The sequence below is a fragment of the Promicromonospora aerolata genome (assembly GCF_042682255.1).
In the GTDB taxonomy this organism is placed as follows: domain Bacteria; phylum Actinomycetota; class Actinomycetes; order Actinomycetales; family Cellulomonadaceae; genus Promicromonospora; species Promicromonospora aerolata.
Genome location: NZ_JBHUHF010000001.1, coordinates 2,928,851 through 2,945,147 on the forward strand (window position 1 = coordinate 2,928,851; position 16,297 = coordinate 2,945,147).

Consider the following 16,297-nt stretch of genomic DNA (forward strand, 5'->3'; position numbering starts at 1 on the left):
TGGTCATCCCCAGGAGTCGGCTGCCTGTGCCCGCCCGACGCGCACAACTCCCCCAGCTCTCGCTCGACTCCCGCGCGCCCCGCACGAACAGGACCCCACACATATGGTCAACACCGCCCCTGCCCCGACCAAGACCGCCAAGCGTCCTGCCCGCCCGAACGGTCAGTGGAAGGTCGACGGCACCGCACCGCTGAACCACAACGAGGAGTTCAAGGCGGAGTCGGACCCGCTCGAGGTCCGCGACCGCATCGAACGGATCTACGCCAAGGAGGGTTTCGACTCCATCCCCGGCGACGACCTGCACGGGCGTTTCCGCTGGTGGGGCCTCTACACGCAGCGCAAGCCCGGGATCGACGGCGGTAAGACCGCCACCCTCGAACCGCACGAGCTCGAGGACAAGTACTTCATGCTGCGCGTCCGGATCGACGGCGGGGCACTGAGCACCGAGCAGCTGCGGGTCATCGCGGGCATCAGCACCGAGTTCGGCCGCGGCTCCGCGGACATCACCGACCGGCAGAACATCCAGCTCCACTGGATCGAGGTCGAGGCGATGCCCGAGATCTGGCGGCGTCTGGAAGCCGTGGGACTGAGCACGACGGAGGCCTGCGGCGACGTACCGCGCGTCATCCTCGGCAGCCCGGTGGCGGGCGTCGCGAAGGACGAGCTCATCGACCCGACGCCGGTGATCGAGGAGATCCAGCAGCGCTTCATCGGGGACCCCGCACTGGCGAACCTGCCCCGCAAGTTCAAGACGGCGATCACGGGCCACCCGAGCCACGACGTCGTGCACGAGATCAACGATGTGTCGTTCGTCGGCGTCGAGCACCCCGAGCGCGGCATCGGCTACGACGTGTGGGTGGGCGGCGCCCTGTCGACGACGCCGCGGTTCGCGGAGCGCCTCGGCGCCTTCGTCTCGGCCCAGGAGGCACCGGAGGTCTGGCACGGTGTGGTCCGCATCTTCCGCGACTACGGCTACCGCCGGCTGCGCAACAAGGCGCGCCTGAAGTTCCTGCTCGCCGACTGGGGCGTGGAGAAGTTCCGCGAGGTCCTGGAGACGGAGTACCTGGGCTACCGGATGACCGACGGCGACGCGCCGCCCAGCCCCGCCGAGCTCGGCCTGGCCGAGCGTGGTGACCACGTCGGCGTCCACGAGCAGCACGACGGCCGGTTCTACGTGGGCGCCGCGCCGACCGTCGGCCGGGTGTCCGGCGAGAACCTGGCGCGGCTCGCCGACGTCGCCGAGGCGCACGGCAGCCGCAGGGTCCGGCTGACGCCGCAGCAGAAGCTGCTCGTCCTGGACGTCGCGGAGAACGAGGTCGAGCCGCTCATCACCGACCTCGACGAGCTGGGCCTGCACGCCCGGCCGAGCCTGTTCCGCCGCAACACGATCGCCTGCACCGGCATCGAGTACTGCAAGCTCGCGATCGTGGAGACCAAGGCCACGTCGGCCGAGGCGATCACACAGCTCGAGGAGCGGCTCGGGGACCTCAAGGACCTCAAGCCGCTGACCCTGCACGTCAACGGCTGCCCCAACTCCTGCGCGCGCATCCAGACGGCCGACATCGGCCTCAAGGGCCAGCTCGTGATGGACGACGACGGCAACCAGGTGCCCGGCTTCCAGGTGCACCTCGGTGGCGGCCTGGAGTCGGTGGACCGGGACGACGCCGGGCTGGGTCGCACGGTGCGCGGCCTCAAGGTGACGGCCGACGGGATCGGCGACTACGTGGAGCGCGTGGTGCGCCGGTACGACGCCGACCACGACGGTAGCGAGACATTCGCGCAGTGGGCGCACCGCGCCGACGAGGAGGCCTTGCGATGACCACCGTGGAAGCGGCAGCGACATCCTCTCTCCCGCTCTCCGGGCACGGCGCCGTCGTGAACCCGCGCCTGGCGCGGGTGCGCGCCCGCGCCGCCGCCCGCGAGAGCATCCGGGCCATGCGGCCGGCCGCGCGGGCCAAGCGCCGCCGTCGGACCGCGGAGGAGCTGCGGGCCGTGGTGGAGCGCGGCCAGGCCCAGCTCAACGCGTGCGGGGACACGCCCGAGGCGAACGCCCAGGCGGTCATCGCCTGGGCCGTGCGGGAGTTCGGGCCGTACATGGCGGTCGCCTCGTCGATGCAGGACACGGTGCTGTCGCACCTCGTGGCGGAGCAGTTCCCGTTCGTGGACGTGCTGTTCGGCGACACGGGCTACCACTTCGCCGAGACGCTGGGCACGCGCGGTGCGGTGGAGATCGAGCTCGACGTGAACGTGGTGGACGTGCGCCCCGACCTGACCGTGGCGGAGCAGGACGCCGCCTACGGGCCGCGCCTGCACGAGCGCGACCCCGAGGCCTGCTGCGCCATGCGCAAGGTGGCGCCGATGCAGAAGGCGCTGGCGGGCTACGAGGCGTGGGCCACGGGCGTGCGCCGCAGCGAGACGGCGGCTCGCGCCAACGCGCCGCTCGTGAGCTGGGACGAGCGCAACGGCGTGGTGAAGATCAACCCGATCGCCGCGTGGACCGACGAGCAGGTCTCGGACTACGCCGACCGGCACGGGCTGGTCGTGAACCCGCTGCTCGCCGACGGCTACCCGTCGGTCGGTTGCGAGCCCTGCACCGCTCGGCCGCTGCCGGGCCAGGACGCGCGCTCGGGCCGGTGGGCCGGGCGGGACAAGGACGAGTGCGGTCTCCATGTCTGACATCTACCCGCTGGGGCTGAAGGTCGCCGGCCGGCTCGTCGTCGTGGTCGGCGGCGGGCCCGTCGCGGCCCGTCGCGTCCGCTCGCTCGTCGAGGCGGGGGCACGCGTGCGCCTCGTCGCGCCGCACAGCGCGCTCGCCGAGTCGGGGATCCCTGTCGCGGCCGAGGCCCACGAGCCCACGAACGGCCCCGGTCCGGGCGAGGTGGAATGGGTCCGGCGGGACTACCGCACCGGGGACCTCGACGAGGCGTGGCTCGTGCACACGGCCACGGGTTCGGCCGTGGTCGACCGCCAGGTGTCCGACGACGCCGAGCGCGCCCGGATCTTCTGCGTCACCGCCGGTGACGCCTCCGTGGGCAGCGCGTGGGTCCCGGCGGTAGCCCGCACCACGCTGGCCGACGACGCCGAGGTGACCGTCTCGGTGACCGCCGGCCGCGACCCGCGGCGTGCACAGGCCATCCGGGACGGGGTGGCGGCCCAGCTCCAGTCGGGCGGGCTCCCCCTGCGCCGACAGCGGCCCGCGGCACCGAGCGGCGGCCTCGGCCGCGTCTGGCTCGTCGGCGGTGGCCCCGGAGACACGGGCCTCATCACGGCGCGCGGGCGCTCGGTCCTGGCGCAGGCCGACGTCGTGATCGTCGACCGGCTCGGTCCGCGCGCCGTGCTGGACGAGCTCTCCCCGGACGTCGAGATCATCGACGTCGGCAAGACCAGCGGCAACCACCCGGTACCGCAGCACGAGATCAACGCCCTGCTGATCCAGCACGCCCAGGCAGGCAGCGACGTCGTACGCCTCAAGGGCGGCGACCCGTACGTGCTGGGCCGCGGCGGCGAGGAGCTCGCGGCGTGCCGTGCGGCAGGCATCGAGGTCGAGGTGGTGCCCGGCGTGACGTCGGCGGTGTCGGTTCCGGCGGCGGCGGGCATCCCGGTCACGCACCGCGGCGTCGCGCGCGGCTTCAGCGTGCTGACGGGGCATGACGGCGCCGGCCAGGTACCCGGCGGTGCCGACCACACGCTCGTGCTGCTCATGGGCGTCACCCGCCTGGCCGACACGGCCGCGGCGCTCGTAACCGCCGACCGCCCCGCCGGCACGCCGGTCGCCGTGGTCGAGGACGGCTACGGCCCCGGGCAGCGCGTCACCGTCGGCACGCTGGCGAGCATCGCCGACCGCTCGGCGGAGGTCGGCGTCCGCCCGCCCGCGGTGATCGTGGTGGGCAACGTGGTCCGCCTCTCGCCCGCCTGGGCGACACAAGCTCGTTGAGTGCTGGGTATCCGTCGGCGCGAAGGCCATCAACCCGACGGATACCCAGCGCTCAACGGATCTCTCCCCGCCGGAAGAACTGCGCGGGTGAATTCGACTGCCAATGTGGGAAAAAGCCCGCCCTCCCCTTTCGTCGTAGGTCAAGTTCCGGTATGCATGCAAACGCCGCCACATTTCCGCGGCCTTCTACCCCTGCCGCCACCCGACCACTGTTGACGGCCTGATCTGGGAGAACGCATGAGAACACACACACGACGTGCGGTTCGGTGCACGGTGGCCGCGATGCCTGTCATCGCGCTCACCGTCGCGGGACTCGCCGCGACCGGAGGAGCGACGACGGCGTCGGCCACCGGGAGCGGTACACCGGCCATCGAGAACTCCGAGCACTACATCAACTACGCCGATGTCGTCGCCCAGCCCGAGATCGGCAACGACGTCGAGATCACGGCCGACGGCCGGACCATCGTCCACAAGGCCGAAGGAGAGACGGGCGTCGGCGTCGACGAGTCCGTCCAGGTCGCCTCGGACGAGCTCGAGAAGAAGTTCTCCAGCGGCAACCCGGCCGCGGCGGAACAGCTGGCCAAGCTCGAGAGCGAGGCCATCCGCACGGGCAAGAGCCCCAAGGAGATCAAGCAGTCCCGCTACAAGAGTGCGCCCGAGACCCAGGAGGCTCGGCTCCTGACGATCCTCGTCGAGTTCGACGAGAACGCCAACGACGACTTCACCGACCAGATGGTGCCGACCTTCTGGGGCTCGTCGGAGTGCATGCCGGGCAACGTCCAGAACGGCCCGCTGCACAACAACATCCCGAACCCCGCCGAGGCCTCGCAGCCGGACAACAACACGATGTGGGTCGAGGACTTCTCGTCCGAGCACTTCAACAAGATGCTCTTCACGGACGAGGGCATCACCGAGCGGGTCCGCCCCGACCTCACCGGCCCTGACGGCCGGCCGGGCATCGACATCTCCGGCTACACCATGAAGAACATGTACGAGGAGATGTCGCGCGACGCCTACACCGTGAGCGGTTCGGCGACCCCCTGGGTGAAGGTGCCGCACTCCGAAGCCTGGTACGGCGCGCAGCGCTGCTTCCTCAACGACGAGGGCGAGTGGGAGGCCGGTGCCTACCAGACCATGAACGGCCACCCGGACAACCCCATCGGTCCGGGGCAGCTCCCGATCGACGCCGTGGCGAAGCTCGCCGAGATGCAGCCCGACTTCCCCTGGGCGGACTACGACATCGAGGACCAGTCCGACCGGGACGGTGACGGCAACGTCCACGAGCCGGACGGCGTGATCGACCACGTGGTCCTCGTGCACGCGGGTGAGGACAAGTCCGGCGGTGGCGGCGAGCAGGGCACGTACGCCATCTGGGCGCACTCCTCGGACGTCCCCGGCGGCGCGCCGATCCCGGGCACCGACCTGAGGCTGTCCAACTACATCGTGCAGCCGGAGGACTCCGGCGTGGGCGTGTTCGCCCACGAGTACGGCCACGACCTCGGCCTGCCCGACCTGTACGACACGGCCAGCGGCGGCGACTCCGACGTCGACTTCTGGGACCTGATGAGCTCCGGCTCGCACTCCGGTCCGATCTTCCAGTCGATGCCCACGCACATGGGCATCTGGGACAAGTGGGTGCTCGGCTGGGTGGACCCGGTCGAGGTGAACCCGGGCGACGAGGAGCTCGCCGTCAAGGTGGGCCAGGCCTCCCGCCCGATGAAGGGCACTCAGGACGGCGTCAAGATCAACCTGCCGGACAAGCACATCGAGCTCGGCGAGCCGCACAGCGGTGAGTCCATGTGGTACACCGGATCGGACCAGAGCTGGGCCGACATCCGGCTGAACCGCACGCTCGACGTCCCGGCGGACGCCACGTTCTCGTTCTGGGCCGACTACTCGATCGAGGCGGACTGGGACTACGGGTTCGTCGAGATCTCCACCGACGGCGGCACCACCTGGGCCGAGCAGAAGGTCGTCGACGACGCCGGCGCCGAGGTCACCACACCGGACGGGTATGCCGACCCGAACGGGCGCATGGCCGACTACGGCGGCAAGAAGTACGGCCTGACCGGCGCCACCGAGGGCTGGGCGCACCTGAACGTGGACCTGTCCGCGTTCGCCGGGCAGACCGTCCAGCTGCGTCTGCGGTACGCCACCGACGCGGCGTTCGAGGACCGTGGCTGGTTCTCCGACGACTTCGAGCTCACGAGCGGGAGCGAGGTCGTGTGGAGCGATGACGTGGAGTCGGGCGAGGCGGGCTGGACCCCCGAGGCCTCGACCTTCACGGACACCACGGGCAACGGCTGGCACACCTACTCCGGTTCGTCCGTCCAGGAGCACTTCTACCTGGTGGAGTGGCGCAACCTGGACGGGTTCGACGAGGGGCTGAAGTACGCGTACGACTCCACGTACGCGGCTCCGCAGAGCGACGCGTGGAAGGTCGAGAAGATCGCCTACAACGCGCCGGGCATGCTCGTCTGGTACCGGGACACGACCTTCGGTCGCCAGAACCACGTCCTGAACAACCTAGGCGAGCTGCCGAGCACCGGGGCCAAGGGTGGTCTGCTGCTCGTGGACAGCCACTTCGACCCGCTGCGCCGCGACGCGTCGGCCACGCCGGACACGTCGGTGCTGAAGAACGTCCCGTCCCGTGCGCAGTCCTCGAACGTGGCGTTCGGCCTCCAGCCGACCTACCCGTTCACCGAGTGCATCACGGGTGACGACACCACCACGGAGTTCTGCACGGACTTCGGGGCACAGGACCCGGTCCGCACGTTCACGGACGACGCCGGCTGGTACCCCGGGATCGAGCTCAACAACGGGGGCCTGTTCTACCGGGACAACGACGCGTCGACCGTGGTGCCGTCCGTCGACAACTCGCCCTACACGGTGCGGATGGTCGACGAGAACGGGGAGCTCCTGCCCGAGGAGTTCGGGCACGACTACGGCATCGGCGCCATCACCGGCACCGGTGACCCGGCGGACGACGGCGTCGGCTACGGCACCGTGGTCCACCTCAAGAAGGCGTTCCAGGGCAACACCTCGGCCCTGCTCCAGATCACCCCGCCCCTCTCCGGGCAGTGATCCACACCGCCGGACAGGCAGCACGGCTGCCCGGACAGCAGTAGGCACGGCAGTCGACGCCGTGCAGTAGCACTGAGGGCGGGACCACCAGCCAGGTGGTCCCGCCCTCAGCGGTCCTCGCCCCGCCCCAGGACGTAGCGGAGCAGGTCGACGTCGACCGTCGGCACCGCGATGCTCCAGGCCCCGGACCGGGAGGCGCCCTCGAGCTGGGTGTACGCGGACCGGTCGAACAGACCACGCGTGGGCGGCTGTGTCCCGAAGACCCGGTGCGGCGCCGCGCCGAGCACCGACTCCAGGGACGCCGCGGACGCCTCGTCCAGCCCGACTCGCAGCGAGACCCGGCGCACCTTGCGCTCCATCAGGTACCCGACCACCACCACGGCGCCGCCGCCCGTGACGGTCGCCAGGTCCTGAGCCGGGGACGGCCGGCGGCCGGCGGCCGGGCCCAAGTGGTCCAGCAAGTGGTCCAGCACCGTCCTGGAACCCACGCTGCGCCGCACGGCCGACGCGAGGTGCGACCCGCGCCGAGGCTTGGCCGGAGCCTCACGGACGCTCTGCACGAGCCACTCCGCCCCGGCGGCGATCGTCACGGCACCCGCTGCGATGCGCAGCACGAAGTTCACGGGGTCCCAGGAGTTCGACGGGTTCGCGTAGGTGCTGACCATCCAGATGATGGCGGCGACCAGCGCAATCATGAGGCTCACAAGTCGACTGGTCCGCATGGAGGTTGGTTATCTTCGTCTCGGTCGGTCGGAGTCGCCGTCGTCTGCTCGGCGTCAGCAGCACCACCCCGCCGAGCCCCTCCACGACGAGTGCCCCCGCTGGGGGCACAGAGCGTACCAATGCGGACCCGCAGGTCGGAGACGTTTCCGACTTCTTCATCCTGCCCGGCGCGGACGTCGGCAGCCGGTCAGAGCAGCCGGCGCGCCACCGCCCAGCGCGTCAGCTCGTAGCGGGACGAGAGCTGCAGCTTGCGGAGCACCGCGCTCACGTGGGTCTCCACGGTCTTGATCGAGATGAACAGCTCGCTCGCGACCTCGCGGTAGGAGTAGCCACGCGCGATGAGGCGCATGACCTCCTGCTCGCGCTTCGAGAGGCGGTCGAGCTCGTCGTCGGCCACGGCGATGTCGTTCGCGGACGCGCCGAAGGCGTCCAGCACGAACCCGGCGAGCCGGGGCGAGAAGACGGCGTCGCCGCCCGCGACCTGCACGACCGCCGACGACAGGTCGGCGGGCGCGATGTTCTTCGTGACGTAGCCGCGAGCGCCGGCCCGGATGACGGAGACGACGTCCTCCGCGGCGTCGGACACGGAGAGGGCCAGGAACCGTACGTCGGCGAGCAGGTCGGCGCACCGCTGCACCACCTCCGCACCGCCACCACCGTTGCCGCCGGGCAGGTGCACGTCGAGCAGCACGACGGGCGGGCGGTGCTGGTGCACCTGGGCCACGGCGGAGTCGACGTCGGACGCCTCGCCCAGGACGGTGACCCGGTTGTCCAGGGAGGCCCGCACGCCCGTGCGGAACAGGTGGTGGTCGTCCACGAGCACCACGGGCACCGGGATGGTCACGGAGCCCTGCGTGCTGCCCGACGGCGTCGCGTGGGTTGTCATCTCGTCGCACCTTCCACAGTGGTGGGCGCAGTGCTGGGGGCCGTCGTGGCCCGCGCCCTGCCGTTCTTCTCGGTCTTCTTGTCGCCGTTCGCCGGCTTCTCCAGCGGCATGCGGAGCCGCACCTCGGTACCCCAGCCGGGCCGGCTCACGACCTCGGCGGTGCCGCCGCGGCGACGGACCCGGCCGAGGATCGACTCCCGGACGCCGAACCGGTCCTGCGCGATCTCGTCGAGGTCGAAGCCGTCCCCGCGGTCCCGCACGAACACCTCGGCCACGGCGTCGGTGACCTCAAGGTATACGGACACGGGCGGTGCGCCGTGCTTGAACGCGTTGAGCAGTGCTTCCCGCGCCGCCTGGAGCAGTGCGGCCGTCCATTCGGTGGGCGGGCAGTCGCCCACGACGACGGTCTCGACGGTGAGCGGCGCGACGGCGTCCTCGATCTCGGCGACCAGCTCCTTGAGCTCCGCGGCCATCGAGGTGCCGGGTTCCTGCCGGTCGTCGTAGAGCCAGCCGCGCAGCTCGCGCTCCTGCGCGCGGGCCATGCGGGACACCGCCTCGGGGTCGGACGCCTGCGCGCGGATCAGGGCGAGGGTCTGCAGCACCGAGTCGTGGAGGTGGGCGGCGATGTCGGCGCGCTCGGACTCCCGGGCGTGCGCGGCCCGCTCGTCGCCGAGCTGGCGCACCAGCCGGAACCACCACGGCAGCGAGACGAGCGCGATGCCCGCGACCATCGCCACGGAGGCGATGGTGGCCTGCATCAGCACGCTCACGGGGGTGTCCTGCCCCACCAGCATCAGCACGCCGAGCATGGTGAGCACGACGCCGCCGGCGAGGCGGAGCAGCGCGGTGCGGGAGCGGAGTCCGGTACCGGTGCCGTCCACCCACCGGTCCCGCTCGGTGGCGTCGATCTGGCTCCAGGCGAGGGCCACGCCGCCGAGGCCGATCAGGGCGGGCAGCACCCAGGATGCGACCGGGTCCCAGTCCGCGCGGAACGCGAGCATGAGGGCGGCGCTGGACAGCAGGACCACGCCGATCCAGATGTCGCGGACCGCGAGCCGGGAGACCGGCCCGGAGAGCCGCACCCGGTCGGCGAGCGACCCGGCCCGGTCCGCGGCGCCGGCGTCGGCCGCGGCGTCGGTCGTCAGGCGCGGGGCGAGCCGGCGGCGGTCGGTGGGCACGGCGGCGGCGGCCACGGTGGGGACGCCGGCGGGGACGGTCACCCACCAGAAGACGTAGGCCACCAGGCCGGCGCCCGCGAACCACACCAGGACCAGGAAGCCGACCCGGATCAGCCACACGGGCACGCCGACGTGCGCCGCCAGGCCGGCGGCGACACCGGCCACCCAGCGGCGGCTGTATCCCGGCCCCGCCTCGGCGGGCCGGCGGAACGTGAGTCTCTGGTCCACACCTCGATCGTCACATGCCCGGGGCCCCCTGAACACGCTTGAGCCCCGATCTCAGGGTCCCGCGCAGGGCTAACCAGGGTTGGTTCAGGGCAGGTCCCGATGCCGGATCGGGCGCCGGTCGACCAGCATGGTGACCATGAGCACCGACGAGACGCGTCCAGAGGGCGCCACGAGTGAGCCGGGCGGCTCGGCCGACGCCGAGCCCGCCAGCGCCGGGCCGGCCGGCCCGGACGCCAACCACGCCGGCCCGGCATTCGAGCCGGCCGATCCAGCGGCCGACCCGGCGGTCGAGCCTGCACCCGTCGCGGCCGGACAGCGGCCCTACCCGGAATCCGGGTTCTTCGCGTCGATCCGGCGCGGCCTGTTCCCCCGCTCCGAGCAGCGCTGGGTGGGTGGCGTCGCGGGCGGCGTCGCCGAGCGGATCGGCTGGGACCCGCTGCTGGTGCGTGGCCTGCTGATCGTGAGCTTCTTCCTCGGGGGCCTCGGCCTGATCCTGTACGGCGTCGGTTGGGCCCTGCTGCCGGAGCGGGACGGCCGGATCCACCTCCAGGAGGCGGCACGCGGCAACTTCGACGTCGCGATGCTCGGCTCGGTGGCCGTGTTCCTCATGGGCTTCGCCTGGGGCGGCCCGCTGGGCTCGTGGGGCGGCGCCGAACTGCAGCTGCTGAGCTTCCTCTTCTGGTTCGCCGTGGCAGGTGCCGTCGTGTACCTGATCGTCCAGGGCGTGCAGCGGCAGCGCGACAACAACGCCGCGCGGCGCACGGGCGCCGGCCCGGGTACCGGCGGCGTGCCCGCTCCGGGTGTCCCCGCACCGGGCACACCCGCACCTGGTACGCCCGCACCCGGCACGCCGGACGCACCCGGTGCGCCCCGCGCCGCCGGCCCGGGCCATCCGACGGCCAGCGGCTTCGACGCCCCGCAGCGTCCCGGTGAGCCGGGCGCACCCGCGCCGTTCACGCCCGCACCGTCGGTCGACTACCGCCGGTCCGACGGTCTGGTCTACGCGACCGGTGCCGGGCCTGCCCCCTACCGGCAGACGCAGGCGCCCTACCGGTCCGGGCCCGCCCCGGTCGGCTCGCCCGCCTACACCCCGCCCCCGGCCCGCGCCCACCGGGGTCCGGGCGGCACCACCGTCGGGATCACGATGGGTGTGATCCTCCTGGCCGGTGCCCTGCTGCTGGCCATGTACCGCCTGAACGGCACGGATCTTCCCGGCGGCGCCGGGTTCGCCTCGGCCTGGCTGGGCATCGGCACGGTGGTGCTCGGTATCGCGATCTTCTTCTCGGCCATGCGCGGCCGGTCCAGCGGTCTGCTCGGGTTCTTCGCGATCGTGGCGATGCTGTTCGGTCTCACGTACGTCGCGGTCGCCGGTGCGGCGGGTCCGCGCTGGGTGGACGACGCCGTGACGAGCGGCCGCGAGATCGAAGAGCTCATGAACGAGCCCAACTACCCCGGCGCGGCGACCATCACCGAGGGCACCGTCACCGTGCAGACGGCACGGGAGGCCGAGAACGGCTTCTACGTCCGCTGGGGCGACCCCGTCATCGACCTGTCCGAGCTCGACCTGTCGACGGTCGAGCCGGGCGATCCCGTGGTGGTGCCCATCCAGCTCGGAGCCGGCCAGACCGTGGTGATGGTCCCGGCCGACACGGCGGTCGAGGCGAACGCCTACGTCGCCGCGGGTGCGCTGCAGTGGAACGTCGACGACCAGGACCGGGCCGCGAGCGGCGTCGCCTCCGACAACTACTTCGCCAGCGACGAGGTGGGTGACGACGGCGCCGTGCTCAGCCTCGACATCGAGGTGGGCGCGGGCGAGGTCATCGTGAGCGAGATCAAGTCAGGGAGCACACAGTGACCGAGCAGCCGAACGACCGCGAGAACCAGAGCGACAACTCCAGTCGGCCCGAGGGCCGGGACACGAGCGAAACCATGGACAACCAGACCACGCAGGACCCGGACACGACAGAGGTGCTGCCGGCGGCGCAGAACCCGCCGACGCAGGAGATCACCCAGGCCACCCAGCAGCTCCCCCAGACCTCCGCGCCCGAGGGAGAGGTGCACCCGGCCTACGGCATCGCCGCGGCACGGGTGCAGGAGCAGGAAGCGTCGTCCGCCGACGTCCAGGACGCCCCGGCGCACGACGACTCCGACCCCCTCGCCCCGCTGCGCGACCCGGCACCCGAGGTGCCGGCCGCGTCCGGGACCACCGCGTCCGGTCCGACCGCGTCCGGTCCGACCGCTCCGGTAGGCACGGGGACCGGGCCGGCGCAGCAGGCGCCGGCGCACCAGCCGGCTCCGGCGCAGCCCGTCCAGCAGGTGCAGGCCGTGCAGCAGGCGGACCCGGCCTCCGCACGGCGCGGCCCCCGCGTCGGGACGGCGGTGTGGGGCCTGATCGTGATCGCGGTCGGGCTGGGGATCCTCGCGGTCTCCGCGGGCGTGATGTTCGACCTGGGCGTCGCGCTGATCGTGCTGCTGGGTGCGGCCGGCGTGATCCTCGTCGTCGGATCGGTGGTCTCCAGCCTCCGGCGGCGCTAGGCGGCCGGCCGGGCGGCCTCGGTCCAGCCGCCGAGGTCGACCCACCGGTGCGAGGATGACCACCGTGCGCATCACTCACGTGTCGGACACCTACCTCCCGCTCCTCGGCGGCATCGAGGCCCAGGTGAGCCGCCTCGCCCGTCAGCAGGCGGCGGCCGGCCACGACGTCGAGGTCATCACCACCACACCGGCGGCCCCTGGCAGACACGGGATCAGCACCACCGTCCGGGACGGTGTCACCGTGCACCGCATCGCTGCGCGGGTACCGGGCGGCTGGCCCGTCCACCCCCGCTCCACCGCCCACGTGACCGCGCGCCTGCGTGAGGCGGTCAACCAGGGCGAGCGACCCGACGTCGTGCACCTGCACATGGGGGTGCTGGCTCCCACCGCGCAGGCCGCCCTGCGGCCCGTGACCCGGCTGGGGCTGCCGACCGTGCTGACCGTGCACAGCGTGTGGGGCAGCGCCTGGCGCCTCTTCGCCGCCGCCGACGCCGTGCTCGGCTGGACGCGCTGGCCCGTGCGGTGGTCGGCAGTGAGCGAGCTGACGGCGGCGCCGTTGCGGCGGCTCCTGCCCCCCGTGAAGACCGGAGCGGGGACCAGCGGAGGGGCGACGACCGGGGCAGGAACGGGCGGAGTGGCGATCCTGCCCAACGGCCTTGACCTGGACGCCTGGCGGGTACCGCGTACCGAGCGGGACGCGCGGCCAGAGGGCTCTGCCGTGCACGTCGTGGCCGCAGCGCGGTTCGCGCCTCGCAAGCGACTGCTGCCGCTGCTCGCCGCGGTCGCCGACGCCGCATCCCGGCTCCCCGACGGGGCGCTGTTCGTGACGGTCGCCGGCGACGGGCCACAACGCGCGGCGGCGGTGCGGTTCGTCGCGGAACACGGGCTGCGTGACGTCGTCTCGCTGCCCGGACGGCTCACCGAGACCGAGCTCAAGCGGCTCTACGCGCGGGCCGACGTCTTTGCCGCGCCGTCCCCCGCCGAAGCCTTTGGCATCGCCGCGCTCGAGGCGCAGGCCGCTGGGCTCACCGTGATCACCCACGCCGAATCGGGGGTGGCCGAGCGGGTGGTCGACGGCGCCACGGGCCTCGTGGTGCCCGGCGACGACGCGCTGGCCGCCGCGATCGTGCGACTCGTGACCGAGCCAGGCCTGCTCGACGGGCTGCTGGAGCGAGCAGCGACGCCGCCGTCGGGCGTGGCCTGGCCGGAGGTACTGACGGCGTCGGAGCGGGTGTACGAGGAGGCGAGAACGCTGGCGGGTGGCTAAGCCCCCCGATCGACGACTGCAGACTTGGGTGCGGGTTGAGTGCCCCCAACCGCACCCAAGTCTGCAGTCGTCATGTTCGACCGCGACCAAGTCTGCTGTCGAACGGCTGCCGGTGGGGGGCGGGGGGGGGCGGCGGGTGGGGGGCGGGGGTAGCCTCGGGCGGTGAGTTCCTCCGAACCGGCTGCGACGAGCCCCGCCGAACCGTTCGTCGTGCGCCTGTACGTGCGCGCGCGGGCCGAGGTCAGGCCGTACGCGCGGGCCGCCGGCATCGCCGCGGTGCCGGCCGCCGGATGGGCCCTCTGGGCGAGCGGTCCGGGCTGGCTCACACCGGCCTACCTGGTGCTGGCCGTCGTGGGCGCGGCGCTCGCCGTGATCGACGCGCGCACCCACCGGCTGCCGAACGCGCTGGTGTTTCCACTCACCTGGGCGACGGCGGTGCTGCTCGCGGTGGCGGCCCTCGGCACCGGCGACTGGCCGGCGCTGGGCCGGGCTGCGCTGGGCGCGCTGGCGTTCTTCGCCCTCTACCAGGTGCTCTACCTCATCGCGCCGAGCGGCGGCATCGGGTACGGCGACGTCAAGCTCGCCCTGAGCCTCGGCGCGCTGCTGACGTGGCACTCGTGGACGATCCTGCTGGTCGGCGTCTTCGCCGCGCACCTCGTCGCCGGGGTGGTCGCGATAGTCCTGCTGCTCGGGCGCCGCGCGGGCTGGAAGACCGGTATCGCCTTCGGCCCGTACATGCTGATCGGCACCGTCGTCGGGCTCACGTGGGCCCGCCTCAGCGGCTGGTGAACAGCAGCTGGTGAGCACCGGGCGCACACCACTGCGGCCCCGCCCCGGACGAGGGGCAGGGCCGCAGGAGGTCACTCCCACTCGATGGTGCCCGGCGGCTTGCTCGTCACGTCGAGCACCACGCGGTTGACCTCGCGGACCTCGTTGGTGATGCGGGTCGAGATGGTCGACAGCACGTCGTACGGCAGGCGGGTCCAGTCCGCGGTCATCGCATCCTCGGACGAGACCGGGCGCAGCACGATCGGGTGCCCGTAGGTGCGGCCGTCGCCCTGGACGCCCACCGAGCGGACGTCGGCGAGCAGCACCACGGGGCACTGCCAGATCTCGTGGTCCAGTCCGGCCCTGGTCAGCTCCTCGCGCGCGATGGCGTCGGCGCGGCGCAGGATCTCGAGGCGCTCCTCGGTGATCTCACCGACGATCCGGATGCCGAGGCCCGGCCCGGGGAACGGCTGGCGCGAGACGATCTCCTCGGGCACGCCCAGCTCGCGGCCCACCGCACGGACCTCGTCCTTGAACAGGGTGCGCAGCGGCTCGACCAGGGAGAAGTCCAGGTCGTCGGGCAGGCCACCCACGTTGTGGTGGCTCTTGATGTTCGCCGCGCCCTCGCCACCGCCGGACTCGACGACGTCGGGGTACAGGGTGCCCTGCACGAGGAACTTGACCTCCTCGCCGTGCTCACCCGCTTCGGCGACGATCTCCCGCTGCGCGTCCTCGAAGACCCGGATGAACTCGCGGCCGATGATCTTGCGCTTGGTCTCCGGGTCGCTGACGCCCGCGAGCGCCGTCAGGAAGCGCTCCTTCTCGTTGCGGATGATCAGGTTCACGCCGGTCGAGGCGACGAAGTCGTTCTCGATCTGCTCGACCTCGCCGGCCCGCATGAGGCCGTGGTCGACGTGCACGCAGGTCAGCTGGTCGCCCACTGCCCGCTGCACGAGCGCCGCGGCGACCGCGGAGTCGACGCCGCCGGAGAGCGCGCAGATGACGCGGGAGCTGCCGACCTGCGCCTTGATGGCGGCGACCTGGTCGGCGATGACGTTGTCGGGTGTCCAGTCGGGGGCCAGGCCGGCGCCCTCGTACAGGAAGTGCTCGAGCACCTGCTGGCCGTGGGCGGAGTGCCGCACCTCGGGGTGCCACTGCACGCCGTACAGCCGGCGGTGGGTGTCCTCGAACGCGGCGACGGGCGAGCCGTCGGACGTGGCGAGCACCTCGAACCCGACCGGGGCCTTGTGCACGGCGTCGCCGTGGCTCATCCAGGCGGTCTGGTACTCGGGGGTGTCGGCGAGCAGCATGCCGGAGGCACACACCTCGACCTCGGTGCCGCCGTACTCGCTCAGCCCCGTCTGTGCCACCTCACCACCCAGTGCCTGGGCCATGGCCTGGAACCCGTAGCAGATGCCCAGGACGGGGACGCCGGCCTCGAACAGCTTCGGGTCCACGAACGGGGCGCCCGTCGCGTACACGGAGGACGGCCCGCCGGACAGGATGATGGCCGCAGGGTCCTTGGCGAGCATCTGCTCGACGGTCCACGTGTGCGGCACGATCTCCGAGTACACCCTGGCCTCGCGCACGCGGCGCGCGATCAGCTGGGCGTACTGCGCGCCGAAGTCGACGACGATGACCGGTCGGGGGGTCGGTGGCTGGCTCTCAGGGGCAGTGGACGACACCCGGCAAGT

Annotated in this window: 12 protein-coding genes; 8 read left to right on the forward strand and 4 right to left on the reverse strand. The window is 72.3% G+C overall.

The annotated features are described in order from the left end of the window. The first annotated feature begins 103 nt into the window (after positions 1-103). From ACFSL2_RS13095 to ACFSL2_RS13110, 4 genes are all read left to right on the forward strand, one after another. Complete coding sequence (locus tag ACFSL2_RS13095) at positions 104-1,819, forward strand: nitrite/sulfite reductase (RefSeq protein ID WP_377198290.1); 1,716 nt, start codon at positions 104-106, stop codon at positions 1,817-1,819. Next, entirely contained in the window at positions 1,816-2,676 is an 861-nt protein-coding gene (locus ACFSL2_RS13100; protein ID WP_377198291.1) for a phosphoadenylyl-sulfate reductase, read from the forward strand. The genes ACFSL2_RS13095 and ACFSL2_RS13100 overlap by 4 nt, the downstream gene beginning before the upstream one ends. Continuing rightward, on the forward strand, positions 2,669-3,934 hold the full coding sequence (gene cobA / locus ACFSL2_RS13105; RefSeq protein WP_377198292.1) for a uroporphyrinogen-III C-methyltransferase: 1,266 nt from the start codon (positions 2,669-2,671) through the stop codon (positions 3,932-3,934). The genes ACFSL2_RS13100 and cobA overlap by 8 nt, the downstream gene beginning before the upstream one ends. Before the next feature lie 282 nt (positions 3,935-4,216). Further along, complete coding sequence (locus tag ACFSL2_RS13110; protein ID WP_377198293.1) at positions 4,217-7,018, forward strand: immune inhibitor A domain-containing protein; 2,802 nt, start codon at positions 4,217-4,219, stop codon at positions 7,016-7,018. A 107-nt stretch (positions 7,019-7,125) separates the two neighbouring features. Here the strand turns inward: ACFSL2_RS13110 and ACFSL2_RS13115 are convergent, their stop codons facing one another. The 3 genes from ACFSL2_RS13115 to ACFSL2_RS13125 form a co-directional block, all read right to left on the reverse strand. Continuing rightward, a complete protein-coding gene (locus ACFSL2_RS13115) occupies positions 7,126-7,722 on the reverse strand; it encodes a hypothetical protein (RefSeq protein WP_377198294.1) in 597 nt (198 codons plus the stop codon). A 206-nt stretch (positions 7,723-7,928) separates the two neighbouring features. Continuing rightward, positions 7,929-8,627 (reverse strand): LuxR C-terminal-related transcriptional regulator, encoded by a 699-nt coding sequence (locus ACFSL2_RS13120; protein ID WP_377198295.1) that lies wholly within the window; start codon positions 8,625-8,627, stop codon positions 7,929-7,931. Beyond that, complete coding sequence (locus ACFSL2_RS13125) at positions 8,624-10,033, reverse strand: PspC domain-containing protein (protein WP_377198296.1); 1,410 nt, start codon at positions 10,031-10,033, stop codon at positions 8,624-8,626. The genes ACFSL2_RS13120 and ACFSL2_RS13125 overlap by 4 nt, the downstream gene beginning before the upstream one ends. 136 nt (positions 10,034-10,169) lie before the next feature. Between ACFSL2_RS13125 and ACFSL2_RS13130 the strand changes: the two genes are divergently transcribed. The 4 genes from ACFSL2_RS13130 (at position 10,170) to ACFSL2_RS13145 (ending at position 14,624) form a co-directional block, all read left to right on the forward strand. Then, positions 10,170-11,888: a PspC domain-containing protein gene (locus ACFSL2_RS13130; RefSeq protein WP_377198297.1), complete on the forward strand. Its 1,719-nt coding sequence runs from the start codon at positions 10,170-10,172 to the stop codon at positions 11,886-11,888. Next, entirely contained in the window at positions 11,885-12,568 is a 684-nt protein-coding gene (locus ACFSL2_RS13135) for a hypothetical protein (protein ID WP_377198298.1), read from the forward strand. Before ACFSL2_RS13130 ends, ACFSL2_RS13135 begins: the two co-directional genes overlap by 4 nt. Before the next feature lie 64 nt (positions 12,569-12,632). Further along, on the forward strand, positions 12,633-13,835 hold the full coding sequence (locus ACFSL2_RS13140; RefSeq protein ID WP_377198299.1) for a glycosyltransferase family 4 protein: 1,203 nt from the start codon (positions 12,633-12,635) through the stop codon (positions 13,833-13,835). A gap of 162 nt (positions 13,836-13,997) precedes the next feature. Continuing rightward, positions 13,998-14,624, forward strand: a complete 627-nt coding sequence (locus ACFSL2_RS13145) for a prepilin peptidase (protein ID WP_377198300.1) — start codon at positions 13,998-14,000, stop codon at positions 14,622-14,624. Between the two features lie 71 nt (positions 14,625-14,695). Here the strand turns inward: ACFSL2_RS13145 and guaA are convergent, their stop codons facing one another. Next, positions 14,696-16,288 carry a glutamine-hydrolyzing GMP synthase gene (gene guaA / locus ACFSL2_RS13150; RefSeq protein WP_377198301.1) on the reverse strand — a complete coding sequence of 531 codons (1,593 nt, stop codon included), beginning with the start codon at positions 16,286-16,288 and terminating at the stop codon, positions 14,696-14,698. Positions 16,289-16,297 lie beyond the last annotated feature (9 nt).

Excerpts from the sequence above, each read along its gene's own strand:
- ACFSL2_RS13100 (WP_377198291.1), top strand. The coding sequence starts at position 1,816 with ATGACCACCGTGGAAGCGGCAGCGACATCCTCTCTCCCGCTCTCCGGG.
- ACFSL2_RS13095 (WP_377198290.1), top strand. The coding sequence starts at position 104 with ATGGTCAACACCGCCCCTGCCCCGACCAAGACCGCCAAGCGTCCTGCC.
- ACFSL2_RS13110 (WP_377198293.1), top strand. The coding sequence starts at position 4,217 with ATGCCTGTCATCGCGCTCACCGTCGCGGGACTCGCCGCGACCGGAGGA.
- ACFSL2_RS13120 (WP_377198295.1), bottom strand. The coding sequence starts at position 8,627 with ATGACAACCCACGCGACGCCGTCGGGCAGCACGCAGGGCTCCGTGACC.
- ACFSL2_RS13130 (WP_377198297.1), top strand. The coding sequence starts at position 10,170 with ATGAGCACCGACGAGACGCGTCCAGAGGGCGCCACGAGTGAGCCGGGC.
- cobA (WP_377198292.1), top strand. The coding sequence starts at position 2,669 with ATGTCTGACATCTACCCGCTGGGGCTGAAGGTCGCCGGCCGGCTCGTC.